21 protein-coding genes and 1 tRNA gene are annotated in these 19,620 nt (G+C 63.4%); 8 read left to right on the forward strand and 14 right to left on the reverse strand.

Going from position 1 to position 19,620, the window contains the following annotated elements:
• Positions 1–312: 312 nt before the first annotated feature.
• A tRNA-Leu gene (locus tag FF80_RS13510) sits at positions 313–397 on the reverse strand.
• Between the two features lie 77 nt (positions 398–474).
• Here FF80_RS13510 and FF80_RS13515 point away from each other — a divergent pair.
• Together FF80_RS13515 and FF80_RS13520 are read left to right on the forward strand one after the other, a co-directional pair.
• Entirely contained in the window at positions 475–852 is a 378-nt protein-coding gene (locus FF80_RS13515) for a Rid family hydrolase (protein WP_035101438.1), read from the forward strand.
• A 1-nt stretch (position 853) separates the two neighbouring features.
• Complete coding sequence (locus FF80_RS13520; protein ID WP_052153575.1) at positions 854–1,138, forward strand: hypothetical protein; 285 nt, start codon at positions 854–856, stop codon at positions 1,136–1,138.
• Between the two features lie 9 nt (positions 1,139–1,147).
• On the opposite strand, the gene FF80_RS13525 is transcribed toward FF80_RS13520, so the two are convergent.
• Positions 1,148–1,819: an RluA family pseudouridine synthase gene (locus FF80_RS13525; protein ID WP_035101439.1), complete on the reverse strand. Its 672-nt coding sequence runs from the start codon at positions 1,817–1,819 to the stop codon at positions 1,148–1,150.
• A 64-nt stretch (positions 1,820–1,883) separates the two neighbouring features.
• A complete protein-coding gene (locus FF80_RS13530; protein WP_035101440.1) occupies positions 1,884–2,411 on the reverse strand; it encodes a dihydrofolate reductase family protein in 528 nt (175 codons plus the stop codon).
• 127 nt (positions 2,412–2,538) lie between these two features.
• Here FF80_RS13530 and FF80_RS13535 point away from each other — a divergent pair, with 127 nt between their 5' ends.
• The 4 genes from FF80_RS13535 to FF80_RS13550 all read left to right on the forward strand — a co-directional run bounded on the left by FF80_RS13535 (position 2,539) and on the right by FF80_RS13550 (position 5,440).
• The gene (locus tag FF80_RS13535) at positions 2,539–3,075 is read left to right on the forward strand and encodes a methylated-DNA--[protein]-cysteine S-methyltransferase (protein WP_035101441.1); all 537 of its coding nucleotides are present in this window, start codon (positions 2,539–2,541) and stop codon (positions 3,073–3,075) included.
• Positions 3,076–3,083: 8 nt separating this feature from the next.
• Complete coding sequence (locus tag FF80_RS13540; protein ID WP_035101442.1) at positions 3,084–3,992, forward strand: CHAD domain-containing protein; 909 nt, start codon at positions 3,084–3,086, stop codon at positions 3,990–3,992.
• Position 3,993: 1 nt separating this feature from the next.
• Positions 3,994–4,461, forward strand: a complete 468-nt coding sequence (locus FF80_RS13545; RefSeq protein WP_035101445.1) for a CYTH domain-containing protein — start codon at positions 3,994–3,996, stop codon at positions 4,459–4,461.
• 70 nt (positions 4,462–4,531) lie between these two features.
• Positions 4,532–5,440, forward strand: a complete 909-nt coding sequence (locus tag FF80_RS13550) for a DMT family transporter (RefSeq protein WP_052153576.1) — start codon at positions 4,532–4,534, stop codon at positions 5,438–5,440.
• Between the two features lie 4 nt (positions 5,441–5,444).
• Here FF80_RS13550 and FF80_RS13555 read toward each other — a convergent pair whose 3' ends face one another.
• Entirely contained in the window at positions 5,445–5,987 is a 543-nt protein-coding gene (locus FF80_RS13555) for a gluconokinase (protein ID WP_035101447.1), read from the reverse strand.
• Positions 5,988–5,999: 12 nt separating this feature from the next.
• Positions 6,000–6,770: an SDR family oxidoreductase gene (locus tag FF80_RS13560; protein ID WP_035101449.1), complete on the reverse strand. Its 771-nt coding sequence runs from the start codon at positions 6,768–6,770 to the stop codon at positions 6,000–6,002.
• Between the two features lie 196 nt (positions 6,771–6,966).
• On the opposite strand from FF80_RS13560, the gene gndA reads away from it, so the two are divergent.
• A complete protein-coding gene (gene gndA, locus FF80_RS13565; RefSeq protein ID WP_035101452.1) occupies positions 6,967–8,385 on the forward strand; it encodes an NADP-dependent phosphogluconate dehydrogenase in 1,419 nt (472 codons plus the stop codon).
• Between the two features lie 3 nt (positions 8,386–8,388).
• Here the strand turns inward: gndA and FF80_RS13570 are convergent, their stop codons facing one another.
• On the reverse strand, positions 8,389–9,063 hold the full coding sequence (locus FF80_RS13570; protein WP_035101454.1) for a phosphoribosyltransferase: 675 nt from the start codon (positions 9,061–9,063) through the stop codon (positions 8,389–8,391).
• A 115-nt stretch (positions 9,064–9,178) separates the two neighbouring features.
• Here FF80_RS13570 and FF80_RS13575 point away from each other — a divergent pair, with 115 nt between their 5' ends.
• Complete coding sequence (locus FF80_RS13575; RefSeq protein ID WP_052153578.1) at positions 9,179–10,306, forward strand: M20 aminoacylase family protein; 1,128 nt, start codon at positions 9,179–9,181, stop codon at positions 10,304–10,306.
• Here the strand turns inward: FF80_RS13575 and FF80_RS13580 are convergent.
• The 8 genes from FF80_RS13580 to FF80_RS13615 form a co-directional block, all read right to left on the reverse strand.
• A complete protein-coding gene (locus FF80_RS13580) occupies positions 10,303–11,205 on the reverse strand; it encodes a nucleoside hydrolase (RefSeq protein WP_035101458.1) in 903 nt (300 codons plus the stop codon). The two genes, FF80_RS13575 and FF80_RS13580, sit on opposite strands and share 4 nt — an antisense overlap.
• Entirely contained in the window at positions 11,198–12,997 is a 1,800-nt protein-coding gene (locus FF80_RS13585; RefSeq protein WP_035101460.1) for an adenine deaminase C-terminal domain-containing protein, read from the reverse strand. The genes FF80_RS13580 and FF80_RS13585 overlap by 8 nt, the downstream gene beginning before the upstream one ends.
• Before the next feature lie 5 nt (positions 12,998–13,002).
• The gene (locus tag FF80_RS13590) at positions 13,003–14,385 is read right to left on the reverse strand and encodes a M20/M25/M40 family metallo-hydrolase (protein ID WP_035101462.1); all 1,383 of its coding nucleotides are present in this window, start codon (positions 14,383–14,385) and stop codon (positions 13,003–13,005) included.
• Complete coding sequence (locus tag FF80_RS13595; protein ID WP_035101464.1) at positions 14,382–15,707, reverse strand: amidohydrolase; 1,326 nt, start codon at positions 15,705–15,707, stop codon at positions 14,382–14,384. The genes FF80_RS13590 and FF80_RS13595 overlap by 4 nt, the downstream gene beginning before the upstream one ends.
• A 7-nt stretch (positions 15,708–15,714) precedes the next feature.
• On the reverse strand, positions 15,715–16,785 hold the full coding sequence (locus FF80_RS13600) for an ABC transporter ATP-binding protein (protein WP_035101466.1): 1,071 nt from the start codon (positions 16,783–16,785) through the stop codon (positions 15,715–15,717).
• A gap of 7 nt (positions 16,786–16,792) precedes the next feature.
• Positions 16,793–17,584 (reverse strand): ABC transporter permease, encoded by a 792-nt coding sequence (locus FF80_RS13605; RefSeq protein WP_035101498.1) that lies wholly within the window; start codon positions 17,582–17,584, stop codon positions 16,793–16,795.
• Positions 17,581–18,405, reverse strand: coding sequence for an ABC transporter permease (locus FF80_RS13610; RefSeq protein ID WP_035101468.1), 825 nt, complete (start codon positions 18,403–18,405; stop codon positions 17,581–17,583). The genes FF80_RS13605 and FF80_RS13610 overlap by 4 nt, the downstream gene beginning before the upstream one ends.
• Before the next feature lie 166 nt (positions 18,406–18,571).
• Complete coding sequence (locus FF80_RS13615) at positions 18,572–19,612, reverse strand: ABC transporter substrate-binding protein (protein WP_035101470.1); 1,041 nt, start codon at positions 19,610–19,612, stop codon at positions 18,572–18,574.
• Positions 19,613–19,620 lie beyond the last annotated feature (8 nt).

Genomic DNA, 19,620 nt, shown 5'->3' on the forward strand with positions numbered 1-19,620 from the left:
CGCCAGTTACGCGGTCCCGACGCAGGGCCGGGTGGGGAGACCGTGGGATGGGGGCGCCTGTCCAGTGGGGTTGGAAACTCGGCAGCCGGACCTGCAAGAATGGTACCGCCTGAACCGGACCCTGCATAAAAGCGGATCGTGACGGGCGGCCATTGGTCCGTTCTATTAGTTTCGGAAGGTCCAATGGCCGCCCGTTACCGTATAACCGCGACGCCATACCGGCCGGGCGGCGTTTCCGGCCGTCCGGGGGGCGGCTTGGCATTGACCAGTACTGCACAGAGGGAACCGGTAGCGACCTCCGGGACGTGAGCCTGGTGCGGGCGGCGGGAATCGAACCCGCAAGGCCAAAGCCGAGGGATTTTAAGTCCCTTGTGTCTACCAATTCCACCACGCCCGCTTGGCTCGGCGGCCTGTGTTTGTCACAAGGCGAAGGGCATGACAATTGGTGCCGTTGATTCTGAAAGCAGGTGTTGCATGATCGAACGTATCGATAGCGGGATCGTGGCCGGAAGCTCGCCGGTGAACGACGCCATCAAGGCGGGCAACCAGGTCTGGCTGGTGGCGATTGCCGAGGACCCGGTGACCGGCGAGATCGTTGCGGGCGGCATCGAGGCGCAGACGCGGCGGACGATCGAGAATTTGCAGATGGCTGTGACAGCAGCCGGCGGCACGCTGGCCAATATCGTGCAGGTGCAGGTGTTCCTGATCGACAGCGTCGACGCCAAGGGCATGAACGCGGTCTATGCCGAATATTTCAAGCAGCCCTATCCGGTGCGGGCGACCGTGGTGGTCAAGGAATTGCTGGCCACGGGATTGCGCGTGGAAATGCTGGCAACGGCGGTGGTGGGGTAAGATGCTGCTCAAGCGGGAACTGCTCGAAGAGATCAAGGCGGGCAAGGTCGATCTGATTTTCCGGCGCTGGAGCAAGCCGACGGTGAAAGCCGGCGGCACGCTCAAGACCAAGGTTGGCCTGCTGTCGATCAAGGCGATCGATGACATGTCACCGGACGATGTGACCGACGCCGAGGCCCAGCGCGCCGGGTTCAAGGACGTCGCCGATTTCCGCAAATGGCTCGATACGATGAAGCCGGGACATTTGTTCCAGCGCATCGAGGTCGGGTATCTGGGGGAGGGATAGGCGGCGAGCCTAAAAAGGCGTCGGGGCGGTAAAAACCATGAACTCGCCTGTGGTGGGATGAGTGAAGCCCAATTCGGCGGCGTGGAGTTGCAAGCGATCGGCGGCGGCAAAACTGGCGGAATCGCCATAAAATGCATCGCCCAGAATCACATGGCCGATAGCCTTCATGTGAACCCGCAATTGATGGGTGCGGCCGGTGAGGGGGTGCAGGCGCACCCGGGTGACATCGGCCTCGCGTGCCATGACGCTCCATTCGGTCTGCGATGGGCGGCCATGCTCATAGTCGACACGCTGGCGGGGCTTGTTGTCCCAATCGGTGGCGAGGGGCAGATCGACCAACCCTGAATCCTCTTCGATCAACCCGGCGACGCGGGCGACATAGCTCTTTGTGGTCTTGCGATGTTCGAACTGGCTGCCGATGCGGCCATGGGCGCGCTTGTTGAGCGCCATGACCAGGACGCCGGACGTGTCCTTGTCGAGCCGATGGACGATGCCGGCACTGGGCCAGGTCTGGCGGGCGCGATATTCGACGCAGTCCCACAAGGACGGGTCCTTGCCGGGCACGGTGAGCAGGCCACTCTGCTTGTCCAGCACCAGGATATCGTCATCCTGATACAGCACGTTGAGATAGGGTTCGAGCGGAGGAAAATAATCGAGCAATGTGGGCATGGGACCGGGCATGGCGCGGTCCTAGCATTGCGCCGCGCCCTTGAACACCTCTTGTATCTGTTGCCGCTCTCGCCGGTCAGGTGAGGCTATAATGCAGGCGGGCGCAACTGGGGCCAAGCGCCTGTGCCGAAATCAGCTTGGGGCTGGACCGCAGGCCGGTCGGAGGAAACAGCGGGATGCCGCCGCCGATGATTTCGGAGATGATGTAGATTTCGATCTCGTCCAGCGCACCTTGCTCCATGAAGGTCATCTGCAGCTTGCCCCCGCCCAACATCCACACATCGCCATCGTCGAGTGCGCGCAGTTCAACGATCAATGCAGGAATATCGGAACGGGTTTCGAGCGGACCCTTGGGGTTGTCGATGGGACGGGAGGTGACCACGATCACCCGTTTGCCATCATACTCCCAGGCGCCGGGATAGCGCGCGATCCAGTCATAGGTGGCTCGGCCCATGACCACGGTGCGGATGCGGGCGATGAAATTGCGATAGTCGAACTCGCCCAGGTTGAGATCGGGTTGCTGGGTGAGCCAATCGAGGTTTTCATCCGCGGTGGCGATGAAGCCATCCAGACTGGAGGCGATGTAACCGACGATTCTAGCCATTTTGCCTGCTCCTGCTGCGACGCATGAATGCGGTTTGGGGAAGTCTTGCGACAGGATATGTCAGTAGAATGGTGCGAGGATCGCCTTGGCGCTGGCAAGCAGCGGGCTCCGGTCATAGTATTGCACCATGGAAACCATGATTTTCGATACGGCTTTGGGTGAGTTCGGCATTGGCTGGACCGATGCCGGATTGGCGCGGCTGCAATTGCCGGGAATGGGGCGGGAGGGACTTGAACAGCGGATCAATCGTGGCGGCGCGCAGCCGGGCGCGCCGAACCGGAATATTGAGGCGTTGATCAATAGCATTGAGGATTACGCGGAGGGCGTTGCGGTGGATTTCGGCGCGGTGCGGCTCGATTTAACCGGCGTGCCGGAGTTTCATCGGCGGGCTTATGCACTGCTGTTGGGAATTGGCTGGGGCGAGACGACGACCTATGGGGCGCTGGCGCGGCAGTTGGGCGACGTGACCCTGTCGCGTGCGGTGGGGGCGGCGATGGGCGCCAACCCCATTCCGCTGGTCATTCCGTGTCATCGGGTGCTGGCCAGCGATGGCAAGCCGGGCGGCTTTTCGGCACCGGGAGGAGCCGAATCCAAGCTCAGGATGTTGTCGCTGGAAGGCGTTGCGGTGGGTGCGCCGGCCGGGCAGATGACGTTTGGATTCTAGGTGGGATCATGGGATTTGGTTTCACCCAGCAAAGTGGCATCGGCAAGCAGGTGCGCGCGATCGCAGGCGAGCAGATCAGCAAGGCGCTGGCGGAGTGCTGGGCGCTTGATAGTGATTTCGACAAGACCGTTCATGGCCTGCGGCGGCGCTGCAAGAAATTGCGGGGGCTGGTGCGGCTGATCGAACCACAGTTCAAGACGTTTGCGGCGGAGAACAGGGCGTTTCGCGATGCGGCCGACGGGCTGGCGGTGGCGCGGGATGCGACGGTGATGCTCGAAACGTTCGGCGCCCTGGTGGAGTTCGACGCCGGGCGGGGGCAGAAGGCGCGGCTCGATCGGGCATTGGCGGGGCAGATACATCAGGTGCTGCGGGACCGCATTGATGGGGGGCTGGAGGAGAGGAATCGCAAGCAATTGCTGGCTGCCTTTGCCGGCACCATGCTGGCGGCCGAGCAACGGGCGCATGACTGGGTGATTGCTGGGCGGGGCTTTGCGCGGATCGGGGACGGGCTGGAAGCTACCTATCGGCGGATGCGGGCGGGCATGCGGACGGCGGCAGCCGATTTGACCGCTGAGACGCTGCACGACTGGCGCAAGGACACCAAATATCATTGGCATCATTTGGGCCTGTTCGAGTTCTGTGCGCCTGATCTGCTGAGTGGGCGCAAGGCGTTGCTCGATGATTTGGGCGAACTGCTGGGGGACCATCACAATCTGGCGGTGCTGGATGAGACGCTGGCAGCGGCGCCGGGTCTGGCCCGGAGCGCGGTGCTGGCCACTCAGGCCGTGATCGTGGACCGGCAGGCGGACTTGGCGGGGCAGGCCTTTGCGTTGGGGGGGCAATTGACGGTCGAGAAGCCGGGCATGCTGCGGCGGCGATTTGAACAATACTGGTCACTATTGCCGGTGGAGACATAGCGTGGCGCAGGAAATCGAACGCAAGTTCTTGGTGGCGGGAGACGGCTGGAGGACACTTGCCACCAGCAGTGCGCTGCTCAAGCAGGGCTATTTGTCGTCCAACGCCAAGGCAACGGTGCGCGTGCGCAGCAAGGACGACCGCAGGGCGGCGTTGACCCTCAAGGGCGTCGCGCGGGGGCTGTCACGGGCGGAGTATGAATACGAAATCCCCATCGAGGACGCGCGGGAACTGCTGGCGATGGCGGAACCGCATGTGCTCGAAAAGCGACGGCATATTGTGCCGTTTGGCGGTTTGATCTGGGAGATCGACGTCTTCGAGGGGCGGCATATTGGGCTGGTCATTGCCGAAGTGGAACTGGAGAGCGAGGACCAGGCGGTATTGTTGCCGGATTGGGTGGGGACCGATGTCAGCACCGATGAGCGCTATTTCAATGCAAGCCTGGCGCGAAGTGATGGCATGCCGAAATAATCCGATAGGCGGATGACGGCGGATGCGGATCGGGATAGGTCAGGTAGCCTCCCAAACCGCAGGTCACAACTTGTCCGTCACCAAATCCAATCCCACTGCGGCTCTGTGGCTCGCAACCTTCGGCCTGGTTGCCATGGCGGCGATGTCGGCCGCCATTCATGAGGCAGCCAAGGTCGCGCCGGTAGGGCAATTGGTGTTCTGGCGCAGTTTCGTGGCGCTGTTGCCTATTGTTGGCTACATGGCGGTGCGCGGACAGATCGGGCCGTCGTTGCGTACCCGATACCCCCATAAGCACCTGATCCGCGGGCTGCTGGGCTGCCTGGTCATGGTGCTGTCGTTCATCTCGCTGGCATATCTGTCGGTCGGGGTAGCGACGGCGCTGACTTATCTCGCGCCGATCTTTTCGATTTTGGCGGCGATGGTATTTCTGCGCGAGCGGCCGACAGCGACAGTGTTCGTGGGTGTGGCGCTGGGCTTTGCCGGGATCGTGCTGATGCTGTTTCCGGCGCTGGTTGGAGCGGAACTGCGCGATGGCACGCTGATCGGGATTGCAGCGGCGATTGGCATGGCCGCGGCCAATGCGCTATCGCGGGTACAGGTCAAGGACCTGACGCGGACCGATCCGCCAGCCAGCATTGCGCTGTCATTCGCGGTGATCTGCAGCCTTGCGGGACTGGCATCGAGCCTGTGGGGCTGGGCCGAGCTGGACGCGGGAGCATTTTCGCTGCTGATCGCGGCGGGGGTACTGGGCGGCATGGGGCATGTTCTGATGATGGAGGCGACTGCCCGGGCGCCGGTATCGGTGCTGGCAGCCTATGAATATACCGGAATCATCTGGGCATTTCTGTTCGACATCGCGTTGCTGGGCGTGGGGCTGGATGGCTGGGTGGTGGCCGGCGCGATGGTCGTGGTAGCTGCAGCGGCGCTGGTAGCCTATGGGCAAGGGCGGTTTGCCAGCAAGCCCGTGGCGGCGGAATAGGCTGCTATTGCCAGCGCTTGAAGCTCTTGAGGTGGTCAAGCGATTTCAGCACGGTTTGGGTAATCTTTTCGACGCTGTCGGTCACCGGAACAGGCAGCACGTTTTCGCTGGCCGGATCGGGCACTTCGAGCGTGGCGAATTGGCTGTCGAGCAGGCTTGTCGGCATATATTCGTGCTTGCGACGGGCCATACGCTCGGCGACGACCTCCTTGTTGCCGTCGAGATAGACGAAGAGGATCGGCTCGCCCGCCTGTTCGACGAGGAAATCGCGATAGGTGCGGCGCAGGGCCGAGCAAGCCCCGGTGGCCGAGCCCTTGCGGTCGGCGGCTTCATGCAGCGCCTTTGCCAGCTTCTCGAGCCAGGGCCAGCGGTCTTCGTCGGTCAGGGGGATGCCGGCGCGCATTTTCTCGACATTGGCTTCAGGGTGGTAGCCATCGCCATCAAGGAACGGCACATGCAGCCGGCGGGCGATGGATTGGCCGATTGTGGACTTACCGGACGAGCTGACGCCCATGACGATGATGATGCGGGCCGGGACGAGGGACATAAACGCTCCTGGTCAGACGGTGGCGGTGAAGGCGCCATCGACATAGAGGATATGCCCATTGACGAAGCGCGAGGCCTCCGAAGCAAGGAACACGGCGGCGCCGCCCAATTCTTCGGGTTGGCCCCAGCGCCCCATGGGGGTGCGGCTTTCGATCCATGTGTTGAACTTGGCGTCCTTGAGCAGGGCGTCGTTCATTTCGGTCGAGAAATACCCTGGCGCGATGCCGTTGACGTTGAGGCCGTGCCGAGCCCAATCCACCGCCATGCCGCGAGTGAGGTTTGCCACGGCCGCCTTGGTCGCCGCATAGGGGGCGATGGAGGGCCGGGACAACTCGGCGAGGAGCGAGCAGATATTGATAATCTTGCCGGTGCCGCGCGCGATCATGTGACGGGCGACGGGCTGGCTGACATTGAACACCGAGGTCAGGTTGGTGGCGATGACCTGGTCGAACTTTTCGGGCGGGAAGGCTTCGAGGCTCGAGCGAAATTGCATGCCGGCATTGTTGACCAGAATGTCGATCGGCCCGATTTCGTCCTCGATATGGCTGATGGCGTCGCCCACGCTGTCGCGGCTGGTCACGTCGAAGGCAACCGCATCGACGCTGGCGCCGGTGGCCGCCAGGTCCTGCGCGGCGGCGCCGAGGGCGACATTGTCGCGGGCATTGAGCACGATGGCCGCGCCGGCCTGGGCCAGGGCCTTGGCCATAGCCAGACCAAGGCCGCGGCTCGATCCGGTGACGAGGGCACGTTTGCCGGTGAGATCAAACGGGGATGGTGTGTGCAAGGCTTGCCTCCATGAATGGCCGGAACCTAGGGTGCACCGCCCGACCGCGCAATAGCATCTTCCATACAAGCGTGTTGAATAGCCGTTTTTTGCGCGATTACGGCTTCCGTATCGGCCCAGTTTGTGGTCAGTTCCCGGCCGCGCGGCATGCGCTGCGTGCATGGATTGCACAAGACGATCTCGGAAGGACAGACATATGTCGACAGCGGATATCGGCCTGATCGGGCTGGCGGTTATGGGCTCCAATCTGGCGCTGAACATCGCCGAAAAAGGCTACACGATCGCTGTCCATAACCGGTCGCCCGGGCGCATTGACGAATTTGTCGCCGAGGCCAAGGCCGAGGGCCTGGATGGCAAGACCATTCCTAAATACGACCTGGCCGAGTTCGTGCAGGCCGTGAAGGCGCCGCGTTCCATCATCATCATGGTCAAGGCGGGCAAGCCGGTTGACGAGATGATCGAGCAGCTACTGCCGCTGCTGGAAAAGGGCGACGCGATCATCGAGTGCGGCAATTCGCTGTTCACCGATACGCAGCGCCGGTTTGATTACCTGACCCCCAAGGGCATCGGCTATCTCGGCGTCGGCGTTTCCGGTGGCGAAGAAGGCGCGCGCCATGGTCCTTCCATCATGGTGGGCGGCTCCAAGGAGCAGTGGCACAATGCCGAAGCCGTGCTGACCGCCATCGCCGCCAAGTTCAACGGCGAAAGCTGCTGCGCCTATTTGGGCGAAGGCGGCGCGGGCCACTTCGTCAAGACCATCCACAATGGCATCGAATATGGCGACATGCAGATGATCGCCGAAGTCTATGGCGTGATGCGCGATGGGCTGGGCATGAGCCCGGGCGAATGCGCTGACGTGTTCAAGGAATGGAACAAGGGCCCGCTCAATTCCTACCTGATCGAAATCACCGGCCACGTACTGGCTGCTGTTGATGGCGAAACCGGCAAGCCGCTGGTTGATCTGATCCTCGACAAGGCGGGCCAGAAGGGCACCGGCGTCTGGTCGGCAATTGCCGCCCAGCAGATGGGCGTGCCGGCCACGGCCATCGAGGGCGCCGTTGCGGCCCGCTCGATCTCCTCGCGCAAGGAAGAGCGCGTGGCGGCCGAGGCGATTTATGGCAAGCGCGCTGCCGGCAAGGCAGACGTGACGCTGGCGGATCTGGAAAAGGCCCTGCTGGCGGGCAAGATCGTGTCCTATGCGCAGGGCTTTGCCGTGATCGCCAAGGCTTCGGAAGAAAATGGCTGGAATCTGCCGCTGGCGACCATTGCCAAGATCTGGCGCGCCGGCTGCATCATCCGCTCGCGCTTCCTCGACCAGATGTCGGCCGCCTATGAAAAGGGTGGCAATGTGAACCTGCTGGTGGTGCCGGACTTCGTGACCCTGATGAAGGACGCGCATCCGAGCCTGCGCAAGGTCGTGGCTGCTGCCGCCGTCGGGGAATTCCCGATGATCTGCCTCTCGGCGGCTCTGAGCTATTTCGACAGCTACCGCCAGGCCCAGGGCACGGCAAACCTGGTTCAGGGCCAGCGCGATTTCTTCGGTGCACACGGCTTTGAGATCGTGGGCCGTGGCACGGATTTGCACGGTACTTGGCCGAGCACGCTGGGGAAGTAAGGCTTAGGCCAGCGCCACCCAGCCGGTTTCGGTCTTTTCCAGCAATGGCGAATTGAGTGGCGCGACAATCCTGTCGCGCCATTTTTGCATTGGCTCGTGCCATTTTGTGCCCTGCAGCATGGCAGCGCCGATGGCGACGGGCTCGATGCCGGCCTTGGCGAGCAGGCGCATGACGGCGGCCATTGAGGTGCCGGAGCTGATGACGTCGTCGACTACCGCGACGCGCTTGCCCTCGAGCAACGGCAGCATGCGCGGATCGACAAACAGGGTTTTGGCGTGACTGGGGCTGGTGATCGAGCTCATTGGCTCGGAGAGGGCGTCGTCGTACCAGAATTTGCGGGAGGTGCCGAGTGGCACGGTGCGGCTATGGCCGAGGCGGCGGGCGACATTTGGGGCGAGGTGCAGGCCCAGGGTGGGGACGCCGATGATAATCTCCGGCGCGAAGGGGCGCAGCAGGTCAGCGAGGCCATCGGCCAGAGCGTCAGCGACGGTGAAGCTGGCTTGATTGATGATCAGAGAGGCGACTGCCTTGGTGCCGTCGCCGGGCAGGATGCGGATGGGCAGCAGGAGTTGGCGCCCGTCGGGGAGCGTTGCGGGATAGGCGTCAATGAAGCTGCCGGCGGGGGCGGCTTGGGGTGGCAGGATATCCTGCCAGAACTGGTGTGGCAGCAGTGACAAAAGCGAGGTTTTCCTTGCTGGCGGGAGGGGATTGGCCGAAAAGTCACCTATCCCAATTTGACGAGCTTGTCCCGTGACTCTTCCTGACGGCAATGACCCTTTCGATCTCGACGCCATGATCGCGCTGCGGCGCGATCTGCATGCTCACCCCGAACTTGGCTTTGAGGAAGTGCGCACCAGCGCCATCGTGGCCGAGCAGCTGGAGCAGGCAGGCATTGCGGTGCATCGCGGGCTGGGCAAGACCGGCGTGGTGGGCACGCTCAAAGTGGGCAATGGCACGCGGCGGATTGCACTGCGGGCCGATATGGATGCGCTGGCCATGCCCGAACTGGCCGAGCGGGACTATGGCTCGAGCGTGCCCAACACCATGCATGCCTGCGGGCATGACGGGCACACGGTGATGTTGCTGGCGGCGGCCAGGCACCTGGCGCGGACGCGGAATTTTTCCGGAACCGTGCATTTCGTGTTCCAGCCGGCCGAGGAAGGGCGCGGCGGGGCCAAGGCCATGATCGACGAGGGATTTTTCGAGCTGTTTCCGGTGGATGCGGCTTATGGGCTGCACAATATGCCGGGGCTGGCGACCGACGAAATGGCGGTGGTGGCGGGGCCGCAACTGGCTTCCTCGGATAGCTGGGAAGTGGTGTTCCGGGGTATTGGCACACATGGGGCCAAGCCACATCTGGGGCGTGACGCGGTGACGGCGGCAGGGCAGTTTCTGCTGGCGCTGCATACGATCGTAGCGCGGCGGGTCGATCCATTGCAGCCGGCGGTGGTGAGTGCCTGCGCGGTGAGCGCGGGGGATTTCAAGGCGCTCAATGTCATCCCCGATATCGTGCGGATCGGGGGCACGGCGCGGGCCTATTCGGCTGCGGTGCGGGATCAGTTGGAAGACGAAATCGGCAGATTGGCACAGGGTGTGGCGGCAACGTTCGCGATCGAGGCGGAGTACGAATTCCTGCGCCGCATCCCACCGGTAGTGAATGATATGGATGCGACGCGGCGGGCATTAGCTGCGGCGCAGGTCGCAACCGGTAGGACCGTCGTTACGGATTTCCCGCCCTCGACGGCGGGCGATGACTTTGCGTTTTTCGGGTCGGCCGTGCCGGGCGCCTATGTGTGGCTGGGCAATGGGCCGGCGGTGGACGGAGCGCTGCATCACAATTCGCGGTATGATTTCAACGATGATGCGATCGTGACGGGCGCGCGGTATTGGACGGCGCTGGTGGAGCAGGAATTGCGCTAGGCGCGCGTCAGGCCCTTGGCGAGCAAATCCAGTGCGCCTTCGGCATTGACCTGCATGGCGACTTTCAGGAGCGCGGTTCCGGTGCGGGCTGGCTTGAGGGCCCCGGCGTCGCCATCGTCACCAAGATCGACCGCCAGATAGCGTTCTTCGACGCCGAACAGGCTCGGGTCAAGCGCCAGCAGCATGACACAAGGGTCGTGCAGAGGGCGGCTTTGCCGGCCATCGCCAAAGTACAGCGCGATGACATCGGCGGCGATTGTGCCTGCTGTCGTGCCGCGCAGGTTGTTCATCCAGGTGGCGTCGGCGCGCACTTTGCGGGTGACATCGAGCGGCACCAGGGTCAGGTCCGGCCCGGCGCGGAACACAATATCGGCGGCCTCCGGATCGGTGGCGAAATTGAATTCGGAGCGGGCGCCGATATTGCCCGGCTCGTCCACGGCGCCGCCCATGGCGATGATCTGGCCGATGCGGGCGGCGGCTTTGGGATGCTGGGTGATCAAACCAGCGATATTGGTGAGAGGGCCGAGGGCGAAGATATCCACGCTGCCCGCTGGTTCGGCCAGGAGCAGGTCGGCCATCCAGGCGATGGCGTCGTCCAACGGCGCGGTCTGCGGCTCGGGCAGGGCGAGGCCGTGCAGGCCATCGCTGCCGTGGATGTCGGAAATGTCGATCACACTGCGCACAAGGGGCCCGGCAGCGCCGGTGATGACCGGGATGTCGCTGCGGCCCATGGCGGCGAGCAGGCGCCCGGCATTGCGCGTGGTGTTGTCGATGCCGATATTGCCGGCCATGGTGGTGAGCCCCAGCACCTCGAAACGCCCGCAATTGAGGGCGTGGAGGATAGCCAGGGCGTCGTCGAGGCCGGGGTCGGTGTCGATGATGACGCGGCGATTAGTCATAGAGCGGCTGCAATACCATTTCGGGGACCTTGACCAGGCCTTTATCCGTAATGCGGATTTCCGGGATCACCGAAAGCGGGATGAGGTTAAAGCCCATATAAGGAATGGTGCAGCCGGCGGCCTCCCAAGCGGTCTTGAGAGCGCGGTTTTCGGCGGCGACATCGTGCACGCGTTTGTCGGAAATGAGACCGGCAACGGGCAGGCCGACAAAGGCGGTCACCTTGCCATCCTGCACCACGACGATGCCACCCTTGGCGGTGTCGATGGTGTCGAGGGCCAGTTGCATATCGGCCTCGTTGGTGCCGGCGAGCAGGATATTGTGGCTGTCGTGGCCGACGCTGGAGCCGACGGCGCCGTTCTTGAGGCCGAAATCCTGCAGCAGGCCGTGGGCGATGCCACCCTTGGATTTGCCGTGGCGCTCGATGACGGTGACGAAGCTGAGATTGTGCTTGTCGAGAATACTGGCCCAATCATTGGCCGGCTCGATGGCCACCTTGCGGTGCGGCAGGACGATCCCCGGCAGTTCGATACCGATGGCATTGGCGGTAACCGGCGCGGTGGGCAGTTCGGGGGTGAGCTTGAGGCCCTTGGGAAGGTGCACAGTGTTGTAGGCCGCCTCGGGGTAGCGATAGCGCTGGTTGAGGGTTTCCTCCAGCAGGGGCATGACCTTGCGCTGATCAACGACCAGTTCACCGCCATACCAGGTGCTGACGGGCTTCATGTCGTCGCCCAACAGGACCAGATCGGCGCGGCGGCCGCCGCCGAGGCCGCCGATTTCGTCGCCCAGGCCGAAGCGGGTGGCGCCGTGCAGTGAGCCCATGGCCCAGGCCTGCTCGGGCTTCATGCCCAAGCGAATGGCTTCGCGCACGACCCAATCGAGGCCGAAGGTGAGCAGGTCATCGGCGTCGCGATCATCAGTGCAGACGGCGAAGCGCTTGTGGCTGGCGCCTTGCTCGGTGATAGGCTTGATGGCTTCGACGATGGAGTTCCAAGGCGTTGCCGGATTGCCGCCGCGCAGGAAGACCCAGATGCCGGCATCGATGAAATCATTAGAAATGTCGCGGTCGATGGCCTCATGCGTATCGGTGACGCCGGAGGCTGCATAGGGCGCGACGAAATCGCGGCCATAGATATGACCGGAAACCGGGCGGTTACGCTTGAGCGATTCAGCGATGATGGCATGGCTGCGCGGATCGCCCATCGCGACGGGGACGAAATCCATCTTTTCGCCCAGCGCCATGGCTTCGGGCCATGCGTCGAACAGCGCACCGATCTTGTCTGGGGTGAGGTCGCCGCCGGCGGTTTCGAGCTCTGGCGAGGTGGCAGGCACGGTGGACGGTACGGTCAGGAAGATCGAGAGCGGGGCAAGACGCGCATCTTCGAGCATGGCTTCAACGCCCGCCACGTCCATGACATTGCCGATCTCGTGGCTGTCGCAGAAAATGGTGGTAGTGCCATTGAGCAGCGCCGCTTCCGCATAGGCGCAGGCGGTGACCATCGAGCTTTCGATATGGATATGGGGATCGACCAGACCCGGCGCGATAATGCCGCCCTTGGCGTCGTAGACGGCCTTGGGCGCAGGAGCCTTTTTGTAGGTGCCGGCGGGGTGGATGGCGGCGATGCGACCGCCGACCAGCCAGATTTCCTTATCGGTAGCGATGCGCTCGGAATAGGTCGAGAGCATGCGGGCGCCGGTGATGACCAGATCGGCGGGAGCCGCGCCGCGCGCGACGGCTGCGAGGACCTGGGTCTGCTGCCAGAGCGGGGCGACGGAAAAGCGGGTGAGGGCCAAGTGGTCTACTCCTTGAAGGCGTGAAGGATGCGCACCCAGGAGCGGATGCCTTTGTGAAAGCTCGAGAGATCGTATTTCTCGTTGGGCGAGTGGATGCGGTTGTCGAAGCGGGCGAAGCCGATCAGCATGGAATCCATGCCGAGGCGCTTCTTGAACTCGCCCAGAATGGGGATGGACCCGCCGGTGCCGGCCAGGGCGGTTTCGCGGTTCCATTCGTCGGTGAGGGCGGCGCGGGCCTTGGTGAGCAGGGGGCCATCGAGATCCATGATCTGGGCGGGCGCGGCGGCATAGGCCTTGAAGGTGACGCTGCAATCGGCCGGTAGCAGATCGGTTACGAATTGGCGGAACAGGGCCCGGATGCGGTCGGGGTCTTGCCCGGCGACGAGGCGGAAGCTGAGCTTGGCGCTGGCCTGGGCGGGAATGACGGTCTTAAAGCCATCGCCGGTATAGCCACTCCACACGCCGTTGATTTCGCAGGTGGGGCGGGCCCAGACCTGTTCGAGCACCGAGCGGCCGGTTTCTCCGGCGGGGACGGATAGGCCGACGTCCGCCAGGAATTTTTCGGCGTCGAAGGGCAGGCGGTTCCATTGGTCGATGATGGCGGTGGGGACCTCCTGCACGCCATCGTAGAAGCCGGGGATGGCCACAGCGCCATCATCGCTGCGCAGCTTGCCGATAATCGTGCCGATCAGCTGGGCGGCATTGCGGGCGGCGCTGCCGAACATGCCGGAATGCAGATCCCGGTCGCCGGCGGTGATGGTGAATTCCTCGCTGACGAAACCGCGCCACATGGTGGTGATGGCGGGGGTATCGTGGTCCCACATGTCGGTGTCGCAAACCAGGATCGTGTCGGCCCTGAGGTCTTCGGCATTGGCCTGCAGGAACGGCCCGAGCGAGGGGCTGCCGGCTTCTTCCTCGCCTTCGAACAGCATGGAAATGCGGATTGGCAGCGTGCCGGTTACGTCTTTATAGGCGCGACAGGCCTCGATGAAGGTCAGCAATTGGCCTTTATCGTCGGAGGCGCCGCGGCCCAGGATGAAGGTTTCGCCATCCGGTTGCGGAGCCAGGGAGGGCTCGAAGGGTGGCGTGGTCCAGAGGGCGAGGGGATCGACGGGCTGGACGTCATAATGTCCGTAGAACAGCACATGGGGGCCCGCGATTTTGGGGCCGTGGCCGACGACCATGGGATGGCCCGCCGTATCGCGGACGGAGGCGTCAAAGCCCATGTCGGCCAACTCGCCCGCCAGCCATTCGGCGGCGCGGCGGCAATCGTCCTTGTAATGGGTTTCGGTCGAGACCGAGGGGATGCGGATCAGCTCGAACAGGCGGGCGAGGCTATCATCGAGACTGGCGTCGACGGCGTCGAGAATGGCGGTAAGTTCGCTCATCGGGCAGCCTCGTCGATGCGGGTCATTTCGGCCTTGAATTGGGTGGCGATCTGCATGGCGTCGCGCAGGGTCTTGTGGGGATCGAGCGTTTCGACCTGCCGGTTGCGCATCAGCCAGCGGCCGGCGACCATGGTGTCGGTAACGTCAGTTGGCATGGCGGCGAAAACCAGCATGGAATAGGCGTCGTAAATCGGGTGGAGGCGCGGGGCGGCGAGGCTGATGCGGATCAGGTCGGCCTGTTTGCCGGCTTCGAGCGAGCCGGTCTTGAGATTGAGGCTCAGGGAGCGGGCGCCTTCGATGGTGGCCATGCGGATAACGTCGAGGGCGGGCAGGGGTTTTCTGGAACCGCCGAGCAGTTTGGCGAACATGGAGACGGGGGCGAACTGACTGAACAGGTCCAGCGTATTGCCGCTCATGGCGCCGTCGCTGCCGATGCCGGTCGGGATGCCGGCATTGCGCAGCTTTTCGACCGGGGCGATGCCGCGGCCGGCCTTGCCATTGGAGCGGGGGTTGGTGACGGCGCAGACCTGGGCTTCAGACATCATGGTGATGTCGGCGTCGTCCAGTTGCAGGCAATGGGCGCAGATGAGGTTGGGCTTGAGCAGGCCGGCATCGCGGGCGACAGCGACGGTGGACTGGTTGTGATTGTCACGCGCCCAGGCGACTTCCAGCGCACTTTCGGCCAGGTGCATTTGCACCGGGACGACGGGGTGGCCGGCGGACCAGCGGGCGACGCGCTCCATGACCTTTAGGCCCGTGGAATAGGGGGCGTGGGGGGCGATGGAGGGGGTGACGAGCTTGTGGCCGGCGAATTCATCGACCAGTTCTTCGACGCGGGCGAAGCCTTGGTCGAAATCCTTATGGTCGGGCGGATCAAAGTCCGCCAGCGTCTGGCCGACAATGGCGCGCAGGCCCGATTGGGCGGCGACGCGGCCGACTTCGGTTTCGAAATAATACATGTCGGCGACGGTGGTGACGCCGCCCTGGATCATTTCAAGCGCCGAGAGGGCCGAGCCAACGCGGACCATTTCGGGGGTGACGAATTTGCGCTCGAGCGGGAGGATGTAGCGATAGAGGCGGTCGTCCACGTCTTCGCCCAGGCCCCGGAAGACCGACATGCCCATGTGGCAATGGGCGTTGACCGTGCCGGGCATGACGATATCGCCATTGCAGTCGATGATTTCGGCGTTTTCGACTGTCGGCCGGGTGCCGGAGCCGAGGGCGGTGATGGTGTCGCCGTCGATCTGCAGCCAGCCAGCACGGTGCTCGGTGAGGGCGTCATCGAGGGTGAGGAGCCAGGCATTGGTTAGAATGGTGGTCACGATGCCATCACGCCGCCGGTTCCGGCGCCAGAATGGTGCACTGCTCTGGCACCGGCACCAGCTTGGCCGTGGCGCCGGTTTCCAGAGGGCGGGTCAGGGGGCCGTTGGCAATGAGGGGGCCGGCCGCGGTTTCGCATTGATACTGGTAGGCGCGGCCGAGATAGGTGCGCAGGCCCAGCATGGTCGGGATGCCGTCGGTGCCGGCGGTGTCGGTGACGGCAAGGCCGTCGGCGCGGCAGGCGAGGATGAAGCTATCGGGGATGGGGCCGAAATCGTCCTGGCTCAGGGTGAGCTTGGCGCCGCCGGTCATTTGGGCGGTCACTATGGCGCCGTCGCGGGCGGTGACGCTCATGGGGATGAGGTTTTCGAAGCCGACGAAACGGGCGACGAAGGCGTTGGCGGGGCGCTGGTAGAGCACTTCGGGGGTGTCGAGCTGCATGACGCGACCCGCATGCATGATGGCGACGCGGTCCGAGATCGAGAAGGCTTCTTCCTGATCGTGGGTGACATAGACCGAAGTGGTGCCATTGGCCTGCTGCAGCTTGCGGATTTCCACCCGCATGTCGACGCGCAGCTTGGCATCGAGGTTGGACAGGGGCTCATCGAACATCAGCAGCGGGGGCTCGATGACCAACGCACGGGCGAGCGCCACGCGCTGCTTCTGGCCGCCGGACAGGGCGCCGGGGAGGCGGGTGGCGAGGTGGTCGAGGCCGACGCGTTCGAGCATGGCGGTGACGCGCTTGGTCTTGGCGTCGCCGGAAATGCCACGCTGCTTGAGGCCGAAAGCAACGTTTTCGGCGACTGAGAGGTGCGGAAACAGGGCGTAATTCTGGAAAACAAGGCCGATATTGCGCTGGTGGGCGGGCAGGCGGGTGAGGTCCTTGCCGCCCAATTCGATGGTGCCGGAGGTGGGTTCGAGGAAGCCGGCGACGAGGCGGAGGGTTGTCGTCTTACCGCATCCTGATGCGCCCAAGAGCGATACGAGTTCACCTTCGGCTATCTCAAGCGACAGGTTTTCGAGAACTTTGGTGGAGCCATAATGCGCCGTGATGTTCTGGATGGAGAGATTTTGGGTCACAGCTGGCTCACTTGGCAAGGAAGGTCAGGCCCAGGGTGCGCTCAACGATGGCCATGACGGCCACGGTGAGCGCCATGAGCAGCACCGAGACCGACGCGACGGTCGGATCGAAGAACTGCTCCATATGGGCGAGAATCTGGATGGGGAGGGTGGAGATGCCGGGGCCCGTCAGGAAGATCGAGATCGACACGTCGTTGATCGAGGTGATGAACGACAGGATGAAGGCCGCGATGACGCCGGAGCGCACATTGGGCAAAAGGATGGTGAAGAAGGTTTTGAGCGGGGGCGAGCCCAGGCTGATCGCGGCTTCTTCGATGGAGAAATCGAAAGAGGCGAGCGAGGCGCTGATGACGCGGACCACATAGGGCAGCACGAGCAGGGAATGGCCGACGACCAAGGAGAGGTAGATGGGTGCGTTGAACTGCACGGCGACGTTTTTGAGCAGGGAGAAGCCCAGAACCAGTTCGGGCACGAGGATCGGCAGCACGAAGAGCGTCGAGAGCCAGCCGGGGAGCTGGATGCGGTAGCGGTTGAGCGCGTAGGCGGCGGGGATGCCGATCAGCAAGGCGATGAAGGTCGAGAGGAACGCGATCTGCAGGCTGGTCAGAATGGTGCGGCGGAAGGCCGAAATGGCAAAGATATTCTCGAACCAGCGCAGGGAGAGGCCCTGGGGCGGGAAGGTGAGGTAGGTCGTATCGCTGAGGGCGGCGCCGACCACGATGATCAGCGGGCCGATGAGGAACACAAAGACCAGGGCGGTGAAGGCGATGAGGGCCGGGTGGAGTTTGGTGGTCATCAGACGGCCATGGGGTTGAGACGCTTGGCCATACGGGTCATCAGCAGCACGATGGCTATGGTGATGACAACCATGATGGCGGCGATGGTGGAGGCCGAAACCCAATCGAAGGTGACCATGGCCTGCTGGTACATCAGCGTGCCCATGACCATCTGGCTTTCCCCGCCCAGCAATTGGGGCGTCGCATAAGCGGTGAAGCTGCCGGTGAAGACCAACACGGCGCCGACGATGAGACCGGGAACGGCGAGCGGCAGGATGACCTGGGTGAAGGTGGCCATGGGCTTGGCGCCCAGCGAGGCGGAGGCCTGGATCAGGTCATCGGGGATGGATTCGAGTACGCCGACCAGGGTGAGCACCATCAGCGGCACGAAGAGATAGACCATGGCGACGATAACGGCGCCTTGCGTATAGAGCATGGTCATGGGCTCGCCGATGATGCCGGTGCCCACCAGCATGCCATTGAGGATGCCGTTCTTGCCCAGGATGATCATCCAGGCGAAGGAGCGGACGACGACGCCGGTCAAGAGCGGGAAGACCGCGGCGATGATCAGGATGGATTTGAGCCAGCCGGGCGAGCGCGACACGACATAGGCGGTGATGAAGCCGATAAACAGCGCGATCACGGTGGTGATCAGCGAAACCTGAATGGTGCGCCACAGAACGGTGCGCCGGAAGCCGCTGCCGAAGAAGCCGATATAGGGCGCAAGCGGCCCCGCCGGGGTGAGGAAGGTAGTGATGATGGTCGCGACGACTGGCAGCACCAGGAAGATGACGACGGCGAGCGTCGCGGGGGAGGCAAGGCTCCATCCGGCGAAGCGTTTCATGGGATAACCTTGTTAACAATACTGGCTTGTGGTTCGGCCTCATCCTGAGCTTGTCGAAGGACGAGGCCGAACCTTAGCATAAGGCCACGACCTCGTGGTTCGACAAGCTCACCATGAGGTCTACTTTGAAATTGGCGCGCGGGCATAGTGCGCGCGCGCCTTCACATTACATGCCGAACAGTTCGTTCCAGCGATCGATCCAGCCGCTCTTGGCGGCGTTGAGCTTGGTGTAGTCGACGCGCTGCAGTCCGGCGATGACGTCGGCGCCATAGGTCCACAGCGCAGCCTGCTCGGGCTCGAGCGTAACGGCGGTGTTGACTGGAGCATCGACGCCCTGTTCGGCCAGCTGCTGCTGGATTTCGGGGCTGAGGATGAAGTTGATGAACTGGTAGGCCAGTTCGGGCTCGGCGGCACCAGTCGGGATATTGACGGTGTTGAGGGTGGCGATCGAGCCTTCCGACAGGTCAGCCCAGACAGTGGTGGGAACTGCGGCCTGGATCTGGGCCAGGGTGAAGTCCTGCGCGATGGCGGCGGAGATTTCGCCGGTCGAGAACAGATTGATCATTTCCGAGCCGGTATTGTAGTTCTTGACCACGTTGGGCTTGAGTTCTTCGAGGGCCGTGAATGCGCCATCGGCATCCGCATAGGCATCGACGCCGGCATGGTCGCCAGCCTTGAGCACGACCATCGGGCCCGCCGTGGTGGTGATACCGGGCAGCGACAGCGAGGATGCCAGGTCTTCGCGCCACAAATCATTCCACGAGGTGATCGGGGTGGTGACCTTGGTGGAGTCATAGACAATGCCGACGCGGCCGATGGAATAGGCCGGGCCGTAGCCGCCCTGCGGGTCCTTGGCGAGGTCGTAGAGGCCGGCCAGGTTTGGCAGCTTGGCGGGATCGATCTTTTGGAACAGGCCGGCTTCGATGCCCTGCTGGCTATAGCTGTCAGAGAAATAGGCGACATCGACGCCGCCGCCATTGCGGATCTGAATCTTGTTCAAGCGCTCGCCATTATTGCCGGTCTCGAACACGATCTCGCAGTCGCACTGCTCGCGGAACGGCGCCAGGATGATGGATTCGAGCTTGTCGCCGTTAAAACCCCACCAGGAAATGGTCAGGGTCTTGGACTGGGCCATGGCAGGAGCGGCCGAGAGCAGGGCCGTCGCGGAGATCGCCAGCGCCAGGGCTTTGACGAGGGTGTTCTGCATTCTTGAGG

The sequence above is a fragment of the Devosia sp. LC5 genome (assembly GCF_000735585.1).
Classification (GTDB): Bacteria; Pseudomonadota; Alphaproteobacteria; order Rhizobiales; family Devosiaceae; genus Devosia.